Source organism: Streptomyces sp. NBC_01320 (genome assembly GCF_035974375.1).
Lineage (GTDB): Bacteria > Actinomycetota > Actinomycetes > Streptomycetales > Streptomycetaceae > Streptomyces > Streptomyces yanii.
On record NZ_CP108390.1, the window covers coordinates 8,031,511 to 8,054,247 of the forward strand.

23 protein-coding genes and 1 pseudogene are annotated in these 22,737 nt (G+C 69.2%); 8 read left to right on the forward strand and 16 right to left on the reverse strand.

The annotated features are described in order from the left end of the window. Positions 1–16: 16 nt before the first annotated feature. A complete protein-coding gene (locus OG395_RS36545) occupies positions 17–499 on the forward strand; it encodes a hypothetical protein (protein WP_327246750.1) in 483 nt (160 codons plus the stop codon). A 41-nt stretch (positions 500–540) separates the two neighbouring features. On the opposite strand, the gene OG395_RS36550 is transcribed toward OG395_RS36545, so the two are convergent. Together OG395_RS36550 and OG395_RS36555 are read right to left on the reverse strand one after the other, a co-directional pair. Continuing rightward, entirely contained in the window at positions 541–2,022 is a 1,482-nt protein-coding gene (locus OG395_RS36550) for a DUF1996 domain-containing protein (RefSeq protein WP_327246751.1), read from the reverse strand. A 107-nt stretch (positions 2,023–2,129) separates the two neighbouring features. Beyond that, a complete protein-coding gene (locus OG395_RS36555; RefSeq protein ID WP_327246752.1) occupies positions 2,130–2,693 on the reverse strand; it encodes a carboxymuconolactone decarboxylase family protein in 564 nt (187 codons plus the stop codon). Positions 2,694–2,763: 70 nt separating this feature from the next. Here OG395_RS36555 and OG395_RS36560 point away from each other — a divergent pair, with 70 nt between their 5' ends. Then, positions 2,764–3,267: a MarR family winged helix-turn-helix transcriptional regulator gene (locus OG395_RS36560; protein ID WP_327246753.1), complete on the forward strand. Its 504-nt coding sequence runs from the start codon at positions 2,764–2,766 to the stop codon at positions 3,265–3,267. Positions 3,268–3,463: 196 nt separating this feature from the next. Continuing rightward, positions 3,464–3,823 (forward strand): annotated as a pseudogene (locus OG395_RS36565) (alpha-L-fucosidase); the annotation flags it as partial. Between the two features lie 22 nt (positions 3,824–3,845). Here the strand turns inward: OG395_RS36565 and OG395_RS36570 are convergent. From OG395_RS36570 to OG395_RS36600, 7 genes are all read right to left on the reverse strand, one after another. Continuing rightward, positions 3,846–4,493, reverse strand: a complete 648-nt coding sequence (locus OG395_RS36570; protein WP_327246754.1) for a response regulator transcription factor — start codon at positions 4,491–4,493, stop codon at positions 3,846–3,848. Then, positions 4,478–5,746, reverse strand: a complete 1,269-nt coding sequence (locus tag OG395_RS36575; RefSeq protein ID WP_327246755.1) for a sensor histidine kinase — start codon at positions 5,744–5,746, stop codon at positions 4,478–4,480. Before OG395_RS36575 ends, OG395_RS36570 begins: the two co-directional genes overlap by 16 nt. Before the next feature lie 267 nt (positions 5,747–6,013). Further along, positions 6,014–6,619 carry a winged helix-turn-helix domain-containing protein gene (locus tag OG395_RS36580; protein ID WP_327246756.1) on the reverse strand — a complete coding sequence of 202 codons (606 nt, stop codon included), beginning with the start codon at positions 6,617–6,619 and terminating at the stop codon, positions 6,014–6,016. A gap of 404 nt (positions 6,620–7,023) precedes the next feature. After that, positions 7,024–7,935: a DUF6891 domain-containing protein gene (locus tag OG395_RS36585; protein ID WP_327246757.1), complete on the reverse strand. Its 912-nt coding sequence runs from the start codon at positions 7,933–7,935 to the stop codon at positions 7,024–7,026. Positions 7,936–8,033: 98 nt separating this feature from the next. Further along, positions 8,034–9,068: a glutamine synthetase gene (glnII, locus tag OG395_RS36590; protein WP_327246758.1), complete on the reverse strand. Its 1,035-nt coding sequence runs from the start codon at positions 9,066–9,068 to the stop codon at positions 8,034–8,036. Positions 9,069–9,195: 127 nt separating this feature from the next. Beyond that, on the reverse strand, positions 9,196–10,374 hold the full coding sequence (locus OG395_RS36595; RefSeq protein ID WP_327246759.1) for an ARPP-2 domain-containing protein: 1,179 nt from the start codon (positions 10,372–10,374) through the stop codon (positions 9,196–9,198). After that, entirely contained in the window at positions 10,371–11,861 is a 1,491-nt protein-coding gene (locus tag OG395_RS36600; RefSeq protein WP_327246760.1) for a hypothetical protein, read from the reverse strand. The genes OG395_RS36595 and OG395_RS36600 overlap by 4 nt, the downstream gene beginning before the upstream one ends. Before the next feature lie 197 nt (positions 11,862–12,058). Between OG395_RS36600 and OG395_RS36605 the strand changes: the two genes are divergently transcribed. Next, positions 12,059–12,985, forward strand: coding sequence for a Gfo/Idh/MocA family protein (locus OG395_RS36605; RefSeq protein ID WP_327246761.1), 927 nt, complete (start codon positions 12,059–12,061; stop codon positions 12,983–12,985). A gap of 47 nt (positions 12,986–13,032) precedes the next feature. Here the strand turns inward: OG395_RS36605 and OG395_RS36610 are convergent, their stop codons facing one another. The 3 genes from OG395_RS36610 to OG395_RS36620 form a co-directional block, all read right to left on the reverse strand. Next, positions 13,033–13,683, reverse strand: coding sequence for a hypothetical protein (locus OG395_RS36610; protein WP_327246762.1), 651 nt, complete (start codon positions 13,681–13,683; stop codon positions 13,033–13,035). A 204-nt stretch (positions 13,684–13,887) separates the two neighbouring features. Further along, entirely contained in the window at positions 13,888–14,202 is a 315-nt protein-coding gene (locus tag OG395_RS36615) for a hypothetical protein (protein WP_327246763.1), read from the reverse strand. 27 nt (positions 14,203–14,229) lie between these two features. After that, positions 14,230–14,679, reverse strand: coding sequence for a MarR family transcriptional regulator (locus tag OG395_RS36620; RefSeq protein ID WP_327249569.1), 450 nt, complete (start codon positions 14,677–14,679; stop codon positions 14,230–14,232). A 71-nt stretch (positions 14,680–14,750) separates the two neighbouring features. Between OG395_RS36620 and OG395_RS36625 the strand changes: the two genes are divergently transcribed. Continuing rightward, a complete protein-coding gene (locus tag OG395_RS36625; RefSeq protein WP_327246764.1) occupies positions 14,751–15,635 on the forward strand; it encodes an alpha/beta fold hydrolase in 885 nt (294 codons plus the stop codon). A gap of 12 nt (positions 15,636–15,647) precedes the next feature. Here the strand turns inward: OG395_RS36625 and OG395_RS36630 are convergent, their stop codons facing one another. Both OG395_RS36630 and OG395_RS36635 read right to left on the reverse strand, forming a co-directional pair. After that, positions 15,648–16,007, reverse strand: coding sequence for an ArsC/Spx/MgsR family protein (locus tag OG395_RS36630; RefSeq protein ID WP_327246765.1), 360 nt, complete (start codon positions 16,005–16,007; stop codon positions 15,648–15,650). A 71-nt stretch (positions 16,008–16,078) separates the two neighbouring features. Further along, positions 16,079–17,278, reverse strand: coding sequence for an IS110 family transposase (locus tag OG395_RS36635; protein ID WP_327243526.1), 1,200 nt, complete (start codon positions 17,276–17,278; stop codon positions 16,079–16,081). Between the two features lie 300 nt (positions 17,279–17,578). On the opposite strand from OG395_RS36635, the gene OG395_RS36640 reads away from it, so the two are divergent. Next, on the forward strand, positions 17,579–17,848 hold the full coding sequence (locus tag OG395_RS36640) for a hypothetical protein (RefSeq protein WP_327246766.1): 270 nt from the start codon (positions 17,579–17,581) through the stop codon (positions 17,846–17,848). A 499-nt stretch (positions 17,849–18,347) separates the two neighbouring features. Further along, positions 18,348–18,833, forward strand: coding sequence for a hypothetical protein (locus OG395_RS36645; protein ID WP_327246767.1), 486 nt, complete (start codon positions 18,348–18,350; stop codon positions 18,831–18,833). Here OG395_RS36645 and OG395_RS36650 read toward each other — a convergent pair. Further along, positions 18,799–19,758, reverse strand: coding sequence for a helix-turn-helix transcriptional regulator (locus OG395_RS36650; RefSeq protein ID WP_327246768.1), 960 nt, complete (start codon positions 19,756–19,758; stop codon positions 18,799–18,801). The genes OG395_RS36645 and OG395_RS36650 overlap by 35 nt on opposite strands. Positions 19,759–20,257: 499 nt before the next feature. Here OG395_RS36650 and OG395_RS36655 point away from each other — a divergent pair, with 499 nt between their 5' ends. After that, complete coding sequence (locus OG395_RS36655; protein ID WP_327246769.1) at positions 20,258–20,686, forward strand: hypothetical protein; 429 nt, start codon at positions 20,258–20,260, stop codon at positions 20,684–20,686. Positions 20,687–21,590: 904 nt separating this feature from the next. Here OG395_RS36655 and OG395_RS36660 read toward each other — a convergent pair. Beyond that, complete coding sequence (locus OG395_RS36660) at positions 21,591–22,196, reverse strand: hypothetical protein (RefSeq protein ID WP_327246770.1); 606 nt, start codon at positions 22,194–22,196, stop codon at positions 21,591–21,593. Between the last annotated feature and the right edge of the window lie 541 nt (positions 22,197–22,737).

Genomic DNA, 22,737 nt, shown 5'->3' on the forward strand with positions numbered 1-22,737 from the left:
GGGGCACGATGGCCGGATGGTGACGCAGCTGGAGATACGAGGAGGGCGTCGTTCCGGGGTCAGGACCGCGGCGGTCGTCCTTGCGGGACTGGCTCTTCTGGCTGCGTGCGGCGGGGGCGGTGGCGACGACAAGCCGTACGTCCCACCGACGGTGACCGGCAGCCTGGAGCAGCTGGCCACGAAGACGCACTGCAAGCCGAACATCCAGACCGACGCGCACGAACTGCGTCAGGCCAACTGTACGACGGACGATGGGCGTTATGTGCTCGCGACTTTCGCGACCGACCGCGGGCAGCGCGAGTGGATCAACGAGGCCAACGACTACGGCGGCTCGTATCTGGTCGGCCGGAAGTGGGTCGCCGTCGGTGAGGCGAACGTGGTCGCAGCACTGCGCGGCCGGCTCGGGGGGACGGTGGAGACCGCCTCGCCGCATCACCACTCGGGGAGTGGGGGCAGTGGAGGGAGCGAGGGAGGGCACTCCGGTCACCACACGAGCTGACCGCGCAGGCAAGAGGGGCGGGGTGCTGCCGAACGAGTGGATCAGCGGCACCTGCGCCCGCCGTTGATGCAGCTCACCACCTTCTTCATCAGGTTGTCGTCGAAGACGTTGATGAAGTCACCGTGGTCGGTGACGGGCTTGTGCAGCTGCTCCGGGAAGGAGTCGACGGCGAAACCGGGGCCCGGCGGCACGTCGTACACAATGCGCTGGACCAGCTGGGGAATGGCCTTGAAGCCGTTCGGGCACCGCCCGTTGGCCTGGGCGAAGGCGACATGGGTGCGGTGGTTCGCGGAGTCGGTGTTCTGTCCGTCCCAGCAGTTCTGGAAGGCGAACGAGCGGACCACCTGGCTGCCGTCCGGGCAGATCGGGTATGTGTCCTTGAGCTGACGGTTCTCGAATCCGGTGCAGCTCCACGATGCGTTGGCGTTGGCGTCGCCGTTGGTGAACGCCTTGGCGTCGCCGGTGATGATCCGCAGGAATCGCGGCATCGCGGTGACCTTGCCGGTGGGATTGCCGACGAATTTCAGTGTGACCTGGGACGGAGTCTGGATCTCCCCGACGTTCTGGTCCTTTCCGCCGCCATCGGCAGCCGCGTCGTTCTCAGCCGTCCCGTTCTGCAACCGCAGCACGGGCCAGTAGTAGGTGGACCTGTCACCCTGATTGCGGCACGTGGTATCACCGTTGGCCAGGTCGTCATCGCCGGCGAAGGCGTCGTTGGCCTGATTTCCGACGTAATCGTGCATGTGGTGGGCGCCGTTGCTCACTCCGGGCGCGACGATGACGTTGTCGGGGTTGAATTTTCCGTTCTCGTTACGTCCGCATTCGGTGGTGAACGTACCGCGCGAGGCGCCGCGACGTAGGCGGGGCTTGGTGACATTGGGCTGTACGGACTGGATGTCGACGAAGTCGGAAGCCTCGGGACCGTTGCCCTGCTGTCCCTGACCGTTGTCGCCTCCCTGGCCCCCGTCCTGGCTGCCGTCCTGGCCCTGGCCCTGGTCGGCGCCCTGGTCGTCGGCCTGTCCGCTGCCGCCGTCAGTGCCGGAGGCGTTGCCGTCGTCGGCGCGCAGACTGCACGGGGCCAGCCCGTCCAATCTTTGCGGGCGGTCCGCGTTGCGCTCGATGGCCGTCGAGATGCGGTCGATGCTGGCCGTCCGCTTGTCCTTCAGCGGTCCGAGCACTGCATTCTCGGCGAGGTTCGGATCGCGGGACATCTCGTCCTTACGATCGGCGAATTGCTGATAGGCGTCGGTGATCTGGGTATCCATGGCGGCCAGTTCGCGGTCGACTTCCCCGCGCGCCTCATCGGGTACGTCGGGAAGTTCTTCACCCACGTCGGGGCAGTCAATGGTGGACATCCGGGTGCCCGCATTCCATGATCGGTCGGGGGGTGAGCCCGACGCTCCTTCCCCCGCCGAAGCGTAGACATTGACCGCGACCAAGCCACCCCCGCCCAGAATCCATGCGGCCGAGGCGACAATGACCCGGTTGGCCAGCGTCGAACGTTTGCGTGATGTGCGTCCCATGGAACTCCTCATGCTTCGAGGGAGAAGCGTGACGTTCCATACGGGTGTGGTTCGGAGGCCGTTCAGCGAAAGGGGAAGTTCGTGGAAAACTCCATTCGCAAAGCGGGTCACATGGGGGCGGGCGCGAACGCGGCGAGCTGGGGGTCGACGGGTGCGCCGGTCATCCGGTTGGCGAGCGTCGACATCGTGTACGCGCCGATGCCCAGGACCACTTCCAGGGCGTTCCGGTGGGTGTAGCCGTGCGCGAGGAAGGCCTGCAGCGTGTCATCGTCGACCGCGCCCGCCGTGGCGATGACGGCCAGGGTGAACTGCCTTACCGATTCCAGCCGTTCGTCCGGGAGCGGCAGTGGCTCCTCCTCGCGCAGCGCGGCGACGAGGTCGGCGTCCGCACCGAGGGTGGTGAGCTTCGCGGTGTGCATCGCCACGCAGATGTGGCAACTGTTGCGGGTGGCGATCGTCATGATCAGTACCTCGCGGGAGAGCGGGTCCAAGGTGGTCGACTCGAAGATCGCGCTGATCTTCAGAAAGCCGTCGAGCAGCTGCGGCGACGTGGCCAGCCGGCCGACGGCGGCGGGCAGGTATCCCTGCTTGTCCGCTACCGCCTTCATGGTGCGACGGGCGTCGGAGGAGGCGGATTCGAGGGTGTGGTCGGGGAAAGCGGATGCGGGCATGAGGTGACCTCTCGCGGTAAACTCGACAACGTGATTGACGAAAAGGTAAACCAAGTTGTCGAGTTGTGCAATGGCTGAGCCGACAGGGCGAGCCGATGAGTCGGCGACCGCCGGGGATGCTGCGGGCTTCGAGCTGCCCCTGCTCCTGTTCGCCGGGTTCCGGGCGATCATCGATGAGCTGCACCGGGAGCTGGCCGAGAGCGGTCACCCCGACGTGCGGCCCGCGTACGGCTTCGCGCTCCAGGCCGTCGGCCGTGACGGCGCGACCGCGAGTGAGATCGGCCGACGGCTCGGCGTCTCCAAGCAGGCCGCCGGGAAGACCGTCGACAGGCTGGAGGGTCTCGGTTACGTCGAGCGTGTCGACGATCCGCAGGACGGGCGCCGCAAGCTGGTCCGGGTCACCCCGCGCGGTGTCGACGTACTGGTCCGGTCCGCCGAGGGGTTCGACCGGCTGCACGCCGAGTGGTCCCGGGCGCTCGGGGCCGAGCGGCTGCGCGCCCTGGAGTCCGACCTGCGCGCGATGGCGCCCGCCGGTGGGTTCCGGCTCGACGCGGCGGCGTGGTTCAACGGCTGAGTTGCTGTCAGGTCAACAAGACAGAGATGGGACGTATGTTGTAGGCACCCTTCCCGTGGGCCTCTTTGTGCGGCAGCATGCGCACGTCGACACCCGAGAGATCCGACCAATTGGGTCGGGAAGGGGAGGGAGTCATGGCACGACGCACCCGCGTGCTCAGTGCGCTCGCACTGGCGGCAGCGGCCGCGCTCGTACGCCCGGCCGGGACGGCCGGATCGCCGACGCGGACGTCGCTTCACTGACCGCCTTCGGCGAGGCCGTACGCAGCACCTACGGCACCGACGTGCGGCGCACGCGGGGCCCGGGACCGTACACCTTCGACCGGGTCGCCGTCCGTGAGGACATCCGGCAGGGTCAGCGCGTCGAGAAGTTCGCCGTGGAGGCCCGGATCGACGGCAGTTGGCAGCGGATCGCCGAGGGCACCACCATCGGCAACCGGCGCATCCTGCCGCTCGCCTCGCCCGTCACCGCGACGGCGGTACGGGTCAAGGTCCTGGAGTCCCGGGCCGCACCGCACCTGGGGGCGACCACGCTGCACCTGCGTTCGGCCGGATGATCCGCCGGCCCGGGGCGCGGGGTCACCCCCGGTCCAGGTAGGCCAGAACGGCCAGAACGCGGCGGTTGTCGTCGTCGGACGGCGGCAGGCCGAGCTTCCCGAAGATGTTCGAGGTGTGCTTGGCCACCGCCCGCTCCGTGATCACCATCTGCGAGGCGATCGCCGCGTTCGAACGGCCCTGCGCCATCAGCGCCATGACCTCCAGCTCGCGCGGGGTCAGACCGCCCATCGGCTTGTCCTGTGCGCGCCGGGACAGCAGCTGTGAGATCACCTGCGGGTCCATCGCGGTGCCGCCCGCCGCGACCCTGCGTACCGCGTCGATGAACTGGTGCGCGTCGAAGACCCGGTCCTTGAGCAGGTAACCGATGCCCCCGTTGCCGTCCGCCAGCAGTTCACGGGCGTACAGCTGCTCCACATGCTGGGAGAGGACGAGCACCGGCAGTCCCGGCCGGGCCCTGCGGGCCGCGAGCGCGCACTGCAGTCCCTCGTCCGTGTGGGACGGTGGAAGCCGGACGTCGACCACGGCGACGTCCGGATCCAACTCGGCGAGGGCACGGGTAAGTTCGGGACCGGTCTCGACGGCCGCCGCGATCTCGAAGTCGTACGCCTCCAGCATCCGGACCAGACCGTCGCGCAGCAGGAAGAGGTCTTCGGCTAGGACAACTCGCAAGGGATCTCCATGGTCACCATGGTGGGACCGCCCGCTGGGCTGCTGACGGCCATGATGCCGTCGAATGTACCGAGTCGGCGTTCGATTCCGCTCAGCCCCGAGCCCGATCCGATGATCGCGCCGCCCCTGCCGTTGTCCGTGACGGAAATCCGGAGCATCGAGTCGGCGTGATGGATGTCCACCCGGAGACGGTCCGCGCCCGAGTGCTTGGCGGCGTTCGTCAGGGTCTCGCTGACCGCGAAGTACGCGGCCGACTCCACCGGCGCGTCTGCGCGACCGGGCAGCTCCACGTCGACCTCCGCCTCGATGGGCAGCCGCAGCGCCAACGCCTTCACCGCGTCCCCGAGCCCACGCTCCGCGAGGACCGGCGGATGGATGCCGCGGACGAGATCGCGCAGCTCGGTGAGGGCTTCGGCGGAGGACTCGCGGGCCATCGCGAGAAGCCTCTTGGCCTGCGCCGGGTCCTTCTCGATCAGCGCCTCGATCGTGCCGAGGTGCATGCCCATGGCGACCAGCCGGGCCTGCGCGCCGTCATGCAGATCGCGCTCGATACGGCGCAGTTCCGAGGCGGCGGTGTCCACGGCCTCGTGCCGGGTCTCGGTGAGCCGGTCGATCCGCCGGGCCAACTCCTGCTCATGGGTGGGCGCCAGCACCGAACGGGCGATCACGAAGTGCAGCCGCAGCAGCGGTTCGCTCGCTTTGAGACCGATGAGGAAGAGCACCCCACCGAGCGCCGCGGCGGCCAGTGCCGTCGCCTGGCTGTCGACCGGCACGAATCCGTACCAGTAGGTGTCGTCGGTGAAGACCCGCCACAGGCCCGCCGCCAGGACGACCCCCTCCACCGGATACAACATCAGCCCGGCGGCCACGACTGCCACCACGGAGCCGGCCGTCATGTCGACCAGCAGCCACTGGATGTCCCGCCGCGTCGCCGGGTCCTTCAGCATCAGCGTGGTGCGCTCCACCTGGCCCGCTGGCCCGCCGCGCAGATTCTTCGGGACGGGCCGGTAGGGGACCGGGATGCGGACGTCCGCCCAGGTCGCCGCCAGCAGTCGGCGCTGATTGGCGTGCCTGCGGACCGCGGCGAGCACCCGCGGGGTGGTGAGGAGTCCCAGGCCCAGCGGAATGAAGGCGACCGAGAGCACCGTCAGCACGAAGAGGCTGATCGACCCGGCCGGGCCGACGATCGACAGGACGAGCCCGCGCCCGGCGGCCAGCAGCGCGGGCCGAACTCGGCTCCGAATCGCGTTCATGATGGTCCTTCTCCCCTCGTCGGGCCTTCGCGGCAGCGCCGGTCCGAGGACAGTCTCACCCGACGGGCGTCCGCGGCGTCAGCCGTTTCGCCACCCGGGAGAGGTGTACCCAGCACCACCCTCGCGACCTCGCCCTGCGGCTCGGAAAGAGGGTCCCGGCAGCTGGGGCGCGCGGTGACGCCCGTACGCCACCGCGCCCGCACGGAAAGGGGCCCTTGCCCGTCCGGGTGCGTACCGGTCGAGCAGGGCCCCTCGCGTGCGTGTCCGTCAGGGGGCGTACTTGTAGCCGACGCGTCGCACCGTCTGGATCGACCGCCGGTGCTCGGCGCCCAGCTTGCGTCGGAGCCGGGCGATGTGGACGTCGACGGTGCGCCCGTCGCCCACGTGCCCGTAACCCCAGACGGTCGTCACCAACTGGTCGCGGGTGTGCACCCGGTGCGGGTGCGCCACCAGATGGGCGAGCAGCTCGAACTCGAGGAATGTGAGGTCGAGCGTGCTCCCGCCCACTGTCGCGGTGCGCTGCACACTGTCGATGCGCACCGGCCCCGCCCCCGGCGTCACCAGCGGCTCCGGCACGATGCGCTGCGCCGCGGCGGCCGCGGCTGCGACGGCGGGCTGCTGGTCAGCCGGTACGAGGACCAGGTAGCCGATCATCGGCGGACGGCCCGGCAGCGCCGGAACCGTGTGCTGGGGTGCCGGAAGCCAGGTCGCGCCCGGCGGCAGGAAGTCGGCCACGTCGGCCAGCTGGACGACCTCGTCGGGGGCGACGGCGCGCAGCCTGTGACGGTTGGGAGGGACGGAGCCGGCGGAGGGGTTGGCCGCAGCGGTCGCTGCGGTGGCAGCGGCAGCGGAGAAGGTACGAGTGTTCGCCATGAGGGTCAGCTCTTTCGCGCGAAGGAGTCGTCGAGGGACGGACTTGCGTCGTGCGCGCGGACCGAAGGCCGGGGTGAGCGGCGTTAGAGGGCCTGCGCGTTCCTCGCGCGGCAACACACCCGGTCGAAGTCATGATGTTGACGGGAGGGCCAGAACGGCTCAAGGTCGCTGCGGCCTGATGAGGTGTACGGGAAGCCGACCATGTCCCCCATTAGACCAGACAACGCGATGGCGCAGCAGGCCTCTCTCACCCGTCGATACGGACCCTTCGCGTTACGTTCCTCACCACGTCGTCACCCGGCCCGCACCTCGCCCCTCCCCCCGTGGGGCGCTTTTCCCGCCGCCTTGGAATCGCACGCACCAGACCGCGTCCGCTATCCGATCGAAGGTCACCCGACAGGCTCTCAGCCGACGAGCCGCTTGCGCCAGTCCAGGTCGGTCACCTCGATCGCCTGGTCGGGCGATCCGTCCCACTTCACCGTCAGCCCCGCCGCACCGAGCGCCGCCGCGACCTCCCGCCCGATGGCGACGGTGGTCGCCTCCGACTCGTCGAACCCGCCGTAGTACAGCGAGAGCCCGTGCCCGCCGGCCGCTGCCTCCGTGATCTGCGTATGGAAGAAGACGAAGCCCCGGGCGTCCTCCTCGCCGTCCGCATGGATCTCGCCCAGCCCGCAGGAGCGGCAGCAGGTGAAGTGCTCCCGCGCCGTGATGCCGCTCCCGTCCAGCCGGGCGAAGCCCCGCTCCAACCGGTCCGCGTCCGTCACGTCGGTCCACTGCTCCTGCTGGTCGACCCGCTCCAGCCACAGCCGCTCCACCAGCCGGCGCGCCTGGGCCGCCGTCACCGGATGCACGCCGTCCTCGACGAGGTAGTCCTCGGCCAATTCGGTCAGGCTCTTCACCGTGCCGTAGCCGCAGCGCAGTGCCAGCCGGACCCGCTCCGTCAGCTGTTCCTCGATCTCCGCGGGTATCGCGGGCACCGGCTCGTCGGCGGGCATGCCGGCGCTCTCCCAGACGATCCCCGCATCCCACTCCGGCTCCTGGCGCGCCCAGCGCGTCATCACCTCGGCGACCCGCTCCGGGGAGTCGGCCCTCACCCGGAAGTGCCGCTCGGGAACACCGTCGCGGTACTCCAACTGGTAGTCCCCGCCGTGTTCGTGCCAGGTCTGCACATAGCAGCCCGGTCGGTCCGGTACCCGCTGGATCACCAGGAAGTGGTCGTCCTCCCCGCCGATCCGGTGCACCAGGTCGCTCAGCGCCTGCGCCGAAATGCGGGTGTACGTCTGCCGGTTCTCGGTCTCCACCTTGATGTCGAGCATGGGCCAACCCTGGCACAGGCCACTGACAGCGGACCGGGCACGCCGAAGGGGCACCCCCGTCTCCGGCGGGCGCCCCTTCGGACCGAGTCGGTGGCGGATCAGACCTGGTCGGCCTTCTCCAGCGCCGTGCAGCAGGTGTCGACGATCAGCCGCGTGACGACGTACGGGTCGACGTTGGCGTTCGGGCGACGGTCCTCGATGTAGCCCTTCCGGTCCCGCTCGACCTGCCACGGGATACGGACCGAGGCGCCGCGGTTGGAGACGCCGTAGCTGTACTCGTTCCACGGGGCGGTCTCGTGCAGGCCGGTGAGGCGGTCGTCGATGCCCGCGCCGTAGTTCTTGACGTGATCCATCGGCTTCGAGCCCTCGCCCAGCGACTCGCACGCGGTGATGATCGCGTCGTAACCCTCGCGCATCGCCTTGGTGGAGAAGTTGGTGTGCGCACCCGCGCCGTTCCAGTCACCCTTGACCGGCTTCGGGTCCAGGGTCGCGGAGACGTTGAAGTCCTCGGCGGTGCGGTAGAGGAGCCAGCGCGCGATCCACAGCTGGTCGGAGACCTCCAGCGGGGCGAGCGGGCCCACCTGGAACTCCCACTGGCCCGGCATGACTTCGGCGTTGATGCCGGAGATGCCCAGACCCGCCTGCAGGCAGTTGTCGAGGTGCTTCTCGACGATCTCGCGGCCGAAGATCTCGTCGGAGCCGACACCGCAGTAGTAGCCGCCCTGCGCGGCGGGGAAACCGCCCACGGGGAAGCCGAGAGGGCGGTGGCCGTCGAAGAAGGTGTACTCCTGCTCGATGCCGAAGATCGGCTCCTGGCCGGTGAACTGCTCGGCGACCGGACGCAGGGCGGCGCGCGTGTTGGACTCGTGCGGCGTCATGTCGATGTTGAGGACCTCGCACAGGACGAGGACGTCGTTGCCGCCGCGGATGGGGTCCGGGCAGGAGAAGACCGGCTTCAGCACACGGTCGGAGGCGTGACCCTCGGCCTGGTTGGTGCTGGATCCGTCGAAGCCCCAGATGGGCAGCTCCGCGACGTCTCCCGAGGGCTTGCCTGCCATGATCTTCGTCTTCGAACGAAGCTTGGCGGTCGGCTCGGTGCCGTCGATCCAGATGTACTCAGCCTTGAACGTCACGGAAGCCATCCTTTGGGGGTGCTGCGGTGCTGCGGTCTGCGGTCCGGTCTCTGCAGCGCAGCTTCGCAAGACGCGATTTCCCGTCCGTTGCCCGTATGTGAACCCCGTGTTACCGAGGTTTCCTGCGTTATACGCGGGCCTTGAGGAGCCCCTCGAAACCGGCGGCCCGGATCCGGCGCACCAGCTCCTCCTCGGTGCTGCCCAGCGCCGCGGCTGCCCGCGCGAGCCGCCAGTCGGCGTCGGAGAGCGTGTGCAGCAGATGCCCGCGCCGCACCTGTGCGTCGGAGAGCCGGAACGTCTTCAGATACGCGACCTGCCCCTTGTGGTCGGTGATCGTCTCGCCGATGTGCCGGCCGCCCCGGTTCCGGGTGAACGGCGGCAGGAACCGCCACAGCGTGAACGGCCCCATCCGGTGGACCCGGTCGAAGGCGTACGACGTGTCCAGCAGCTCGCGCGCGAACAGCGCGTCGTGCGCCTTACGCCATTCCCGCTCCTGCGCCCGTGCTGCCGCCCGGAGATCGGCGAGCGTCCGCACCCGTGCACCGTCGGGGATCCGCGCCCCGAACTCCGGGACCGGTCCGCCGTACAGCGCGTACTGATGGATGAGCTCCCCGTACAGATCCTCGACGAGCGAGGCGTGCAGAAGGCGGTAGTCGTCCGGGTGCGGCAGCACGAAGGCGGCGGCGAGCGCATCGGCCGCGTACACCATCACCCCGCACTGGCCGGGATGGATCTCGAAGACACGCAGCGCGTCGCCGAGACCGCGCACCGACCACCCCATGTACGCGTCCTCGGCGCGCGGCGAGAGCCCGTCGCGCAGCGCCTGCCGCGACCACTCCTCCCAGGCGATGGCCGGGCCGCCGAAGTGCAGCGAGAGATAGCCCTCCAGGGCGAGGTGCAGCGGCAGGAAGCGCAGCCGGTCGCCGGGCTGCCGCTCGGCCATGCGGTGGTGGCGGTGCCGGTGGCGCGGCAGCGGCGCGGTGACGGGCGGGCGGGTGCCGGCGCCCGGGTCACTGTTGCCGCCGGTGCCGAGCTGGGTACCGTACGCGGCACTCTGCCGGCCCGTACCGGCGCCGTCCGGCTCCGTACGCAGCCCCGACCAGTCGGCGACGAGACCGTGCGGGATGTACGACGTGTAGTGCGTCCGCGGGCCGGTGTCGACCACGCTGCTGCCGAGGCCCCGGTAGATCTCCTGATGCAGCCGCAGCCCCGCGACGGGCTCCTCACGCACCAGCGGCACCAGCCGGATGCCGCCCCACACCTGGGCGGGCCGGACCGTGAGCCCGGTCAGTTCCAGCCGGTTCACTCTCCTCGGCCCCCTTGTTCCCTCGGTCCGTCGCCGGCCACGAAACGTACGACCTGCCGGTCCAGATAGGCGTGCAGGGCCGCCGCTCCCGTGCGCCCCTCCGCGAACCGCGCGATCTCCACCAGCGCGGGCAGATCCTCGGCGTCACGGATACCGGCCGTCGGCACGCTCGGCGCGAGCCGTCGCACGTCGAAACCGTCCGCTTCGTATACAGGGTTCACATGGACCACCATCGTGTGCCGGTCCGGATCCATCCGGGTCCGCCACACCCGCAGCACCTCGCCGGCCAGCCCGGGCGGCGCGTTGTCCCAGCCGTCCGAGACGATGACCAGCCGGTCGGGCCCGTGCTCGAGGGCGTCGAGGATCCGGGTGCCCAGCGGGGTCGGACCCCACGGCCGTACGAGAAGCGGATCGGTGGAGCCAGAGGTCCACAACGGGGTGTACGCACCGGGCGCGGCCAGCGCCTCCAGCAGGAAGTGGCAGGCCAGCGCCACGGCCAGCGGACGACGCCGCTTCTCCCCGGACCCGGACGACGAGTAGCTGTCGTCCAGCACGGCGGCGACCCGGCCCCAGCTCCCGGCATGGGTACCGGCGGCGCGACGGGCGGCGGTGCGCAGGGCCCGCGTCAGGTGTTGACGGTGGGCGTGCCGCGTCCCGAGGCCCAGGGACAGGACATACAGGGCGAGCCGGGTCAGCGGCATCACGGTCAGATCGACCCCGGCGGGCAGCTCCGTCCCGCCGTCCGTGCTCCGCTGCCCCTGGGTGCGCAGCCGCTCCAGCCGCGTCATCCGTGGCACCATCCGTTCCAGGAACGCCTCACGCCTCATGCCGTGCTTGGCCGCGAACCCCTCGGCGACGGTGAACGGCAGTTCGTCGACAGCGCCCTGCTCGTAGTGGGCACGACGCCAGGCGTCGAGCAGCCGGTGCCGGTAGCGCGGCAGTCGGCCGGGCCGGAACAGGAAGTCGCCGAGCTCGTGCGGCGCCTCGGAGTCCGGGTCGCCGAGGGGCAGATGGACATGGCGGGCGGCGGTCCTCAGACCGCCGCGGTACTTCACCGCGTCGTGTGCCAGGTCCGGCCGGGACGCCAGCCAGTCGCGCATGATCGCGCGGGTGCGCCGGTTGTTGACCTTGGCGCTCCGCAGCGCCCGGAACAGCCGGTAGACGCGCTGCGGAGGAAGCCGGGCCAACCGGGCGGCGATCAGCCGGCCCTCGGTGCGCCGCGCCTCCGCGGTCGCCTCGGCGGCGGTCTCCAGCAGCCCCTGCACGATGCGTGCGGCGTTGTGGTCATTGATGTCGAGGGCGAGCGAAGCGGCGTACACCTTGCGGTAGTTGACCCTCACGTACTCGTGCAGGAAGTCCAGTGAGAGCTGCTGCTGGTACGCCTCCGAGTGGAACTCACGCTGTCCGGTCGCGGTGATCGCCGCATGGACGAAGAGGAGCACGTCCTCGGCGGCGATGAGGTCGGCGTACGTGTCCGTGTCGGTCATCCTCTTCCCCGTGACGTTCCGCCGCCGTATGCGGATATGCGGAAGCCGGCCGGGGAATGGGGGCGCGATCAGCGAAATCACTGCTTCAGAGGCACGTCCCGGAAGTCGCAGCCGGAGTCCCGCGGCCGGCTCCGCCAACGTAACCGCGGGCCGTCGCACACCGCCACCCGATAAGCGGACCGGGCAGACTGGCCCCCATGACGACATCCCCCGCCGCTCCCCTGCGTATCGGCCTTCTCGGTACGGGCCCCTGGGCCCGGAACACCCAGGCACCCGCCCTCGCCACCCATCCCGACGTCGTGCTCAGCGGCGTGTGGGGGCGCCGCCCCGAGGCGGCGGACGCGCTCGCGGCCGCCCATGGCGCCACGGCGTACTCCGGTGACGCGGGCGTCGACGAACTTCTCGCCGTGAGCGACGCCGTCGCGTTCGCCCTTCCGCCGGACGTCCAGGCCCCGCTGGCCGCCCGCGCCGCGGCCGCCGGGTGTCACCTGTTGATGGACAAGCCGATCGCGACGACCGTGGCCGGGGCCCGGGAGGTCGCCGAGGCCGCCGACCGGGCGCAGGTCGCGTCGGTCGTGTTCTGCACGCTGCGGTTCGCGAAGGAGACGTCCGACTGGATCGCCGAACAGGGCGTCCGGGACGGGTGGTTCACCGCCCGTGCCCAGTGGATCGGTGCGCTGTACACCCCAGGTGCGGACAGCGAGTACGCGGCGTCTCCGTGGCGCCGTGACAAGGGCGGTCTGTGGGACGTCGGTCCGCATGCGCTGTCGGTGCTGCTGCCGGTGCTCGGCGATGTGACGGAACTGACCGCGGCGCGAGGTCCCGCCGACACCACCCATCTGATCCTCCGTCATATCTCCGGCGCGTCCAGCACGGTGACGCTCGCACTGGCCGCTCCGCCGGGAGCCGTGGGTACGGAGATCGAGCTCCGGGGGGAGGCGGGGGTCGCCACGCTGCCTGGGTGGGGGGATGCGGTGGCGTCGTTCCGGGCGGCGGTGGATGCGCTGCTCGAAGCGGTACGTACGGGGGTTCCGCACCCCTGCGACGTACGGTTCGGGCTGCGGCTGACCGAGCTGCTGGCCGAGGCGGAGGCCAAGGCGGGGCCGATGCCCGCACGGTCCTGAACGGCGGGGAGAGACCGTCCGCACCGTGCGGGCACCGCCCGGGCGGGTCAGCCCACGCGCTCGATGCGGGCGCGGCGGATCAGGAACTTGCCCGGCTCACGGACCTGCTCGAAGGCCGCGTTGTTCAGCAGGGCGCAGCTTCCGGAGGGCGAAGTGACCGTCACCGTGGTGGACTTGTTGTTGTCGAGATTGGTCACCCTGAGCACGGTGCCGACGGGGAACTGATTGCTGGACGCGGCGGGGACACCACCCTCGCCGGACAGCGTCACGGTGGACCCGGCACAGACGACATCACCGGTGGCCTGACCCCCTCCGCCGGGCGACGCCGGGGCCGCGGTCCCGGGCACCGATGCCGGTGCGGACGCGGCTGGATCCACGGCCGCCCCGGCCGATGCCTCGCCACCGCACCCCGAGGCGGCCTGCTGACGTCGGATCTGCGCGATCACGGCTTCCCGGTTGGCGATCCGCGCAGCCGACTGGGCATCCGGATCGGCCCGCTGACCGGCGATGAACTGCTCGTTGTTGCCGAGAGCCGTGGCCAGTCCGGTGCAGACGACCGACGAGGCCCGGTCCGCCGGCGGCGACTGCGCCGCCTGGCTGGTCCCGGCCAGCACGGCCGCCGTCCCACCGGCGAGCGCGGCGGCCCCGAGCAGCAGGGCGAGCTTCTTCTTGCGGCTGAGGGTCTTCTTGCGTGACACGTAAGGCTCCTGTCCCCGGCCGGAACACCTGGTGCGCTCGGGCCGGATGCGGTGCGTGTGTCCCTACGTACGAGTAACAGGCGCGTTCGTTTCAGCCGTCGCACCGCAGACTTCTGCCACTTCTGCATCAACCGGGTCCGAAGCTCCGTCCAGGCATCTGCCTCGGCCCGCAGCTCCAAGTCGACTACTTCCCGCAGCAGTTGCTCACCGACAGCAGAGGCCAGGATCCTGGCGCGCCGGGACCGGTCGATCGCCGCGATGTACTCCCGGGTGTACGAGGTGGTGTCCCGGGTGTACAAGCCCGCGGTACGGCAGCGGGCCGTACGCCACCGCGCACCGGACCCCCGGCACCGGGCCGTCGACGAGCGCATCGACGACCTCGACGGGCAACCCCTCCCGGTCGGCGATCCAGGCCCAGCCGTCCTGCGCGTCGGAGCGGAGCAGCCGCAGCAGTACGTCAGCGGTGGCGGCGGGGTTGCAGGCGACGCCTGTGACGATGCCGCCGTGGAACCGGATCACCAACGGGTCCCCTCGATCGCCTGCCGATCAGGGAATGGCGGTGACCGCCTGGTGCGCGGCGGACAGGAAACGCCGCACGGCTTCTGTCTCACTCTCGTCGAAGTCGCGCAGCACTGACACCGTGTTTTCGATCAGCGGCCCGAAGAACGCCCACCCCAGCTCCACCGCCCGTGGGTCCACCGCCAGCAGCACCCGTCGACGGTCACGCGGGTCGCGGGTGCGGGTGAGGTGGCCGAGCCTTTCCAGCCGGTCGATGACGGCGGTGGTGCCTGCGGAGTTGAGTCCGAGCTGCGCACCGAGCCACCCGGCGGTCGCGTCGGTGTACGCCCGTTCGGCGTCGAGCAGGCAGATCAGGGCGCGCACGTCGGTGGGGTGCATGCCGTTGCGACTCGCGAATTCGGCCTGTCGCAGGCCGAATTCGACAGTCACCTTGCGCAGCAGATGAACGATCTCCATCTCGGAACTCTGCTCGCCCATGAGATCTCCTTCCTCTATTATCTCGCCGAGCGAGATAATATCCAAGGGCACCCACCCTCGGGAGGCACTCCATGGCAACCACGTCATCCGGATCATCCGCAGCGGCCGTCTCCGAGTCGTTCCTCTCGGCGTACGACGAGGTCCTGGCGGCCAAGTGGCCCGTCGGAACGACCCACTCCGACGTCCCCACCCCGTACGGCACCACCCGCATCAACAGTTACGGCGCCGAGGGCGCCCCGCCGCTGGTGCTCCTGGCGGGGGGCGGCTCCACCTCCACCGTCTGGTTCGCCCAGGCCGCCCACCTGGGCCGCACCCACCGCGTCCATGCCGTCGACCTCATCGGCGATCCGGGCCGCAGTGCGGCGGGGGAGCGCCCGATCCGTACGGTGCCGGACCTGACGGCCTGGCTGGACGCCGTGCTGGACGCCCTGAACACCACATCGACAGCACTCTGCGGCCATTCCTACGGCGCCTGGATCGCGCTCCACCACACCCTGCACGCACCGGACCGCGTCCGGAGGCTGATCCTCGTGGACCCGACCCAGTGCTTCGCCGGTTTCCGCCCCGGCTATCTGCTGCGCGCACTGCCGATGCTGCTCCGCCCGAGCGCGAAAAGCACGCGCACCTTCATGAACTGGGAGACGGCCGGCGCCACGCTCGACCCGGCATGGCTGCACCTGCGCGAGACGGCCGCCGACTTCCCGACCGCCCGCCCGGTCAACGGCCCGCGCCCCACTCCCGAGGCCCTGAGCAAGCTGAACGTACCGACCCTGATCCTTATGGCCGAGAACAGCCGGGCCCACAACGCCGCACGGGTCGCCACCACCGCGACCCGACTGCTCCCGCACGCGCGGACGGCGACGATCCCGGGCGCCACGCACCACACGCTGCCGCTGCACGCCCCGGACGCCGCCGAACTCAACCGCAGGATCGAGGGCTTCCTGCTGACCGAGTGATTCCGGCAGGGCTCAACGCCCCAGAGCGTCCCGCACGGCTTCCTCCGTACGCGCCACGACGGCCGTCCCGTCCTCCGCCGTGATGATCGGCCGCTGGATCAGCTTCGGATGTTCGGAGAGTGCCGTGATCCACCGCTCCCGTGAACCGGCCTCGCGCGGCCACTCCTCGAGCCCGAGCTCCTTCGCCTCTGCTTCCTGCGTCCGCGCGATGTCCCACGGCTCCAGCCCGAGCCGGTCGAGTACGGCCCGGATCTCGTCCGGCGACGGCACATCCTCCAGATAGCGGCGGACGGTGTATTCGGCGCCCTCGGCGTCGAGCAACCGCACCGCACTGCGGCACTTGGAACATGCGGGATTGATCCAGATCTCCATGGGGCCAACGGTACGCGACGTACATCGCGAAAGCCCCTCTGGCCAGGGGCGATTGATGCTCCTATTGGCTGTCAAGCGGCGGTTAGCCAGTCGCGGTAGGCGTTGGCGAGGGTGTCGTCACGGCGGGTGCCGCGTTCGATGCAGGAGATGACTGCGGGCCAGACGTTGAAGTGGTGGGCGGCGGCGGTGAGGGTGATTTTCTTGGCCTGGCGCGCGGGTCGCAGGTCGGCGATGGCGGGGACGGCCACCGCTGTGGTGAGGCAGCGGAAGACTTCCCGGGCGATCGCGCGTTTGAGGAGTCGGATGATCTCTTTCTTGGTCCGTCCGGCTTCGGTCTGCCTGGTCACGTAGTCGCGGGTGCGGCCATCGCTGGCCATCCGTACGAGGGCTATCCGGTAGAGAGCGGCGTTGGCGGCGCGGTCGCCGCCCCGGGAGAGACGGTGGCGGTTGGTTTTGCCGCTGGAGGCGGGTACGGGGGCGGCGCCGCACAGGGCTGCGAAGGATGCCTCGGTGCGCAGGCGTTCAGGGTTTCCGCCGGCTGTGACAAGGAGCTGGGCGGCGGTGTCGGGGCCGACGCCGTAGGCGGCGCGCAGGCCCGGATTCTGCTCGGTGACGGCGGCGTCCAGTGCCGCGGTGAGTGCGTCGTGCTCGGTGGTGAGGGCCTGGACGCGCTGGGCGAGGCTCTTCAGTGCGGTCAGGACGGCGACATGCAGCTGGTCGCCGGTGGGACGCAGGCGGGCGAGGGCGTTGATCTGCGTCTTGCCGTGCAGGGCACGGTACTTGGCGCGGATGCCGTCCGGGGCGGTGATGAGGATGTGGCCGATCTGGTTCAGGGTGGCGGTGCGGGCCTTGATCGCGGACCGGGCTGCGTTGTGGAGGGCGCGTATGCCGCTGACGGTGTCATCCTTCGGCGCGGCTGCCGCCCGTCCGGACAGGGCGGCGCGGGCGGCCGCGTAGGCGTCGATCGGATCGGACTTGCCGATCCGGCGGCGTTCGGCCTTGTCGGGCCGGTTGACCTCCACCACTGCCAGGCCCGCGTGGCGGGCGGCACGGGTGAATCCGAGGCCGTAGGAGGAGGTTCCCTCCACTCCGACGGCGGTCACGGTGCCGTGTGCGTTGAGGAACGCGATCGCCGCGGCGAAGCCGGCGGTCGTGGTCGGGAACTCGGCGTCGGTGACGTGGCCACCGTGGTCGGTGACGACCGCCACGTGGATCGTGTCCTTGTGGGAGTCGACTCCTCCGTACACGGTCTCGTGCGCTGTGTCCGTCATGCCCGCTGCTGTCATGCTGAAGGTGCCTTCCTAGCCGGAGGTGGCGCCCGGCCGGGTGGGGCAGACAGGACATTGAGGGGGCTTCTGACCAAGCTCCTATCAGGTCATGTTCCACCTGGCCGGAGCCATGAAGAACGGGTCCCGGCAGCCGGACAGAACAACCGGAGGACAGCCCAGCAGGGCGTCAGTCAGTGGTGGAGCCACGACCACCGGAACCCACTTACGAGTATCAATGTCAGCGGTGGGTCGTAAAATGGAGGTAGTTCGTGAGGGTTTCACGACCGTGCCAGGAGGATGCCCATGGCCGTTGCCGCAGTCACGACCAAGCCGCTCCACAAGCCCCTGCAGAAGAAGCCGCTCCCCGCGGGCCGACCCCGCGAGTGGTACGTCTCCCACAACCGCCGCCTGAAGGCCATGCGCCTGGCGATCGCCCTGCTCGACGCGGGCGTCTACCACCCGTCGAACGCTGACAACGACACGATACGCACGACTGCCGAGCGCATCGGCATCCACCCGCCGTCCGACACCACCTGCCGCATGGTCCGTGCCCTGATCCGCTACGGCCGCTGAAGGACCGGAAGCCTGTGCCCCCGGAGGCCGGGGGCACAGGCATATGCGCACACGCCCGACTACCCGGTTCAGAACCCGCCGCAGACGGCGGTGGCGAAGGCCCTGGACGCGGAGGCAGTCCGATGAGTGCCCTCGTCCACGGTCACGGCACACGCGACCTTCCCGCCCGACTTCCCGAGAGTGACGGCGAAGGAGCCGCCGTTCAGGAAGCCCGGGGTCCCCAGCTCGCCGGTCCACGGCAGGATCGACCAGCAGCACCCAGGGCGACTGCCGCCGCCGATGCGGCTCGGACCGCGGCCGGTGGGGGAGGCTGCCCGGGTCCGGGTCGCTCATGCCACCGGACTCGGCCGTCCCTCCGCACGTCGCGACTCCACAGAGCAGCCGCGCCTGCGTGCGGCCTCCGCCCCGGCCCGGCCCTTCACCCGTCCGGCATACGGGGCATGCGGTGCGGCCTGCGGACCCGTTGACTGGGGGCGACGGGCGAGTGCTGGGAGGCACGATGACGAGGAAAGTCGCGCGAGGCCTGTGGGCCGTGCTGCTGACGACGGCGGTGATGTCGACCGCCGGTGCCTGTTCGGACGACGGCGGTGGCGCCTCCACCAAGGCGTCCGAGGCGGCCTCCGCCGCAGCGTCGGCGGCATCCAGGGGTTCCGACGTGGTGGCCTCGGCGACAGCTGCCGCGGGCGAGAAACTGAGAGGCTTCAAGAACGGCGTGAACGCCAAGCACGACGTCAAGCTGGGCGCGGTGAGCACCGACCACGACGGCCGCGCCACCTCGAAGATCACCGTGACGAATGGCACCGACTCGCCGAAGTCCTACGCCGTGCAGGTCACCTTCCGTGACGCGAACGGCAACCTGCTCGACATGGTGGTGGTGACGATCGACGACGTCGGGCCGAAGTCCTCCAAGGACGCCATCGCCCGCAGCAACCGCAAGCTGTCGGGTGCGGTCAAGGTCGACGTGGGGATGGCTCTGCGGCACTGACCGCACCACAACTGTCTTCACGTTCGGCAGTGGTTGTTCCGCCGTTTCCCGAATCCGGCCTGTGAAGCACATGGCACGGCGGAGCCTGCACCCGGTGGGAGCGCCAGGAAAGTGCCGTCAGCTTGTTCTCGGTGCCGGTGCCCGGTTGCGGGATCTCAAGAATGATCCGCCGGCCTGAGCGGTCGTCGACAACGAGCGCACTCTCTTCCAGCAGCATGCGGCCGACAAAAGGATGCTTCACCTCCCGGGTGGTGACGTGATGCCTTTCGATTTCGTGCTGCTGCCACCATTTGCGGAAGTCCGCGCTGTTCTGGCCCAGTTCGCGGACCAGCGCGGTGAACCATGGTTCTTGGACGTAGAGTCCGGTGGCTGCGCGGAACTCTGCCAGGACGGAGCGAGCGCTCGGCTCCCAGTTCTGAATCAGTTCCCGCAGGTAGCCGCCGAAGAAGAGCCACAGGATGTGACGGTGCTCAGGGGGGATTTTGGTCAGATCCCCGTAGACATCGGTTCTGGCCTGGTTCCAGGCCAGAATGTTGAAACGGGGACCGAGGGCGATGGCCGGATGCGGTTGCTGGCTGTCCAGGATGCGCTGGAGGGCTGGAGGCACACCGTCCGGGGAAACACTCGCGCTGGAAGGGGCGTCACCGTGCGCCAGAGCCAGCAGGTACTCGCGTTCCTCGGTGTTGAGACGTAGGGCTTCGGCCAGCGAGTCGAGGACATGGTCGGATACTCTGATGTTCCGGGCCTGCTCAAGGCGTGAGTACCAGCAGGCGCTGATTCCTGCGAGGTCGGCGACGTCTTCCCGCCGCAGGCCGGGGGTTCGTCGCGATGCCCGTGGTGGAAGACCGACCTCTTCCGGCTGAAGTGCTCGCCGCCGTGTTCTGAGGAAGTCCGCGAGCTCCGCTCGCCGTTGGTCGTAATTCATCCGTCGTTCCCTCTGCTGGGCGACATTTGCGGATGGTTATTACCTGGGACCCCTACTCCTAGGATAGTCGGTTTCTGGATGCGTGCTCGGCCACGTGTGATGCTGCTGCTGGACGTGGCGTTCGGCCGTACGAGGTGTGGAGAAGGGCCACCGTTCCTGCAACGAACGTCTGTCTTTCGTTCCGGGGTCGAAGGGAGAAAGTCATGCGTGGCAAGCGGTACTTTGTCCGGCTCAGCCCGGTGCTCATCGCCTCGCTGGCGTTGCCTGCGGGTTTCGCCGGGGAAGCGTTCGGCGCTCCACCCGCGGCCGCTGCGGCGACAGCGGCCCCCTCGAAAGCACCCTCGGTAGGGCCTGGCGATCCCGGATTCAACAGCGGCGTGATTCGCGGCCAGTTCGACGGCCGGTCGTGCCTGAACAGGGTTGGCGACTACCTGGCGCTGTTCCCCCTGAACCAGCAGGCGGCGTTCAAGGCGGGCTACAACATCGGGTTCAGGTCGCAGTGCAGGCCTGGGTTCCAGCCGCAGCGGCTTGTGCAGCGACCTCAGCAACAGCAGCAGCAGCAGCAACAACAGCAGCAGCAGCAACAGCAACAGCAATCGCAATCGCAGACGCTGCGTGTGAACGTGAACCTGCCGCCCGGGCAGCAGCCTACGACGCCGCCTACGACGCCGCCTACGACGCCGCCTACGACGCCGCCTACGACGCCGCCTACGACGCCGCCTACGACGCCGCCTACGACGCCGCCTACGACGCCGCCTACGACGCCGCCTACGACGCCGCCCACGACGCCGCCTACGACGCCGCCCACGACGCCGCCTACGACGCCGCCCACGACGCCGACCACGCCTACGACGCCGACCACGCCTACGACGCCGACCACGCCTACGACGCCGACCACGCCGTCGCAGTAACAGCAGGAGCCGGCTAGCGGGGCTCTCCGGCGGTCACCATGCCGCCGCCCGGGGCGCGTAACCCGTGGGACACGCGGGTTACGCGCCTAAGGACTGTCCCGTAATCTCCGGCGGGCACACGACGACAGCTGCGGCACCACGCTGCGTTGCCGGAACGCCCGAATACACCCAGTATGACGACGCTCCTCCGCCTTGCGATGCGCCACATCTGACGCCGCGCGCTGATCCACCAGGGATTACGGGACAGCCCTTACTGTCTGCCGGTTTCCGGCGTGCGGCGTAGCGCCCATTGCTCTTTGCTCACAGGGTGAGACAGGCGCCGACAAGCTGAGGCTTGCGCGGGTGCGCGCGGAGCCGTATCGGGGTGATTTTGTGGGTTTACTTGTCGACCCATGTCTCGATGCGATTCGCCTTCGGGGGCGAGTCCGCGATCGGGATACGCGGCGGAGTGATGGCGCTGCTTGTGGACCATGTTGGCAAGGCCTTCGGAAGTGGGGCGGTGAGGCCGGACTGAGCGGTCGTCGACAGCGAGTGAAATATCCCCTGGCATATGCGGCCGATGAAAGAAAGCGTCACTTCCTGAATGGTGAAGTGGCGCCTTTCGATTTCCTGCTTCCGTGACCATCTGTGGAAGTCCGTGCCGTTCTGGCTCAGTTCGCGGACCAGTGTAGTGAACTACGCTCAGCTGACTATTGCCCGACCTCGGGAAGGAACGCGAGCGAATGTCGAATTCTGCTGTCTGCTGTCTGCTGTCCAGGATGTGCTGCAGGTCAGGAGCTGCACCGTCTGAGGAAGTCCGTTGACTCTGCTCGTCGTTGGGCACCAATTCACCCGTCGTTCCCTCTGGCGGGCGACAAGTGCGGATGGTTATTACCTGGGACCCCTACTCCTAGGATGGTTGGTTTCTGGATGCATGCTCTGCTACGTGTGATGCTGCTGATGGAAGCGGCGTTCGGCCGTACGAGGTGTGGAGAAGGGGCACCGTTCCTGCAACGAACGCCTGTCTTTCGTTCCAGCAGTCGAAGGGAGAAAGTCATGCGTGGCAAGCGCTACCTTTTCGGGCTCAGCCCGGTGCTCATCGCCTCGCTGGCGTTGCCTGCGGGTTTCGCCGGGGAAGCGTTCGGTGCCACACCTCCAGCCTCTACGGTGGCAGCGGCCCCCTCGAAAGCACCCTCGCAGGTCATTGATCCGTTCTCGTTCAACGCCGGGCTGAGGGCTTGCAGGACTGGCGGTGTGCTGCTGCAGCCGCAGCGACTGCAACCGCAGCGGCTGCAGCAACAGCAGCAACAGCAGCAACAACAGCAGCAGCAGCAGCTGGTGCAGCTGAACCTGCCGGCGCAGCAGCAGCAGCAGCAGCAGCAGCAGCAGCAGCAGCAACAGCAGCAGCAGCAACAGCAACAGCAGCAGCAACAGCAGCAGCAGCAGCAGCAACAGCAGCAGCAGCAGCAGCAGCAACAGCAACAACAGCAGCAGCAGCAGCAGCAGCAGCAGCAACAGCAGCAGCAGCAGCAGCAGCAGCAACAGCAACAGCAGCAGGCTGTACGCGGCTAGCGCGACTGTTCGGCGGTCACCATGACGCACCAGGGCGCGTAACCCGCGGAGGATGCGGGCTACGCGCTACGTGCAAAGCGTCCATGCGCTGCCGGTTCTTGGCGGCACCGGGACAGCCGCTCCTTGAATGTCTGTGTGAACGCCGACGAGGGCCGCTACCCCGATGGTGTGGGGTAGCGGCCCTCGCTGCTGTCTGTGCGATCAAATCAGGGAACCGGGGAGTAACGCCAAGAGGTGTTCTCGCAGCTCGCAGCCCGTTCTCGAGCTCCGGGCCCGGCTCGTCCGACCGTGCTCTTTAGATGTCGAAGAACTGATGCGCTGACGCTGCGGCCTCGGGCGTTGCGGATGCTAGGGGTGCTGACCAGCGCAGGAGCGGTTGTTGGTGGTCGTTGTTGTTGGTCCTGGGGCGACCTCTGACGGCCCGCAGACGGCCCCCGTCGCCCCTGGTTACCGTGGGGGCGATGTGCGCCGCCCTTCGATGGCCCAGAGGCAGTCCGGCCCCGAAGCTGTGGGGTGC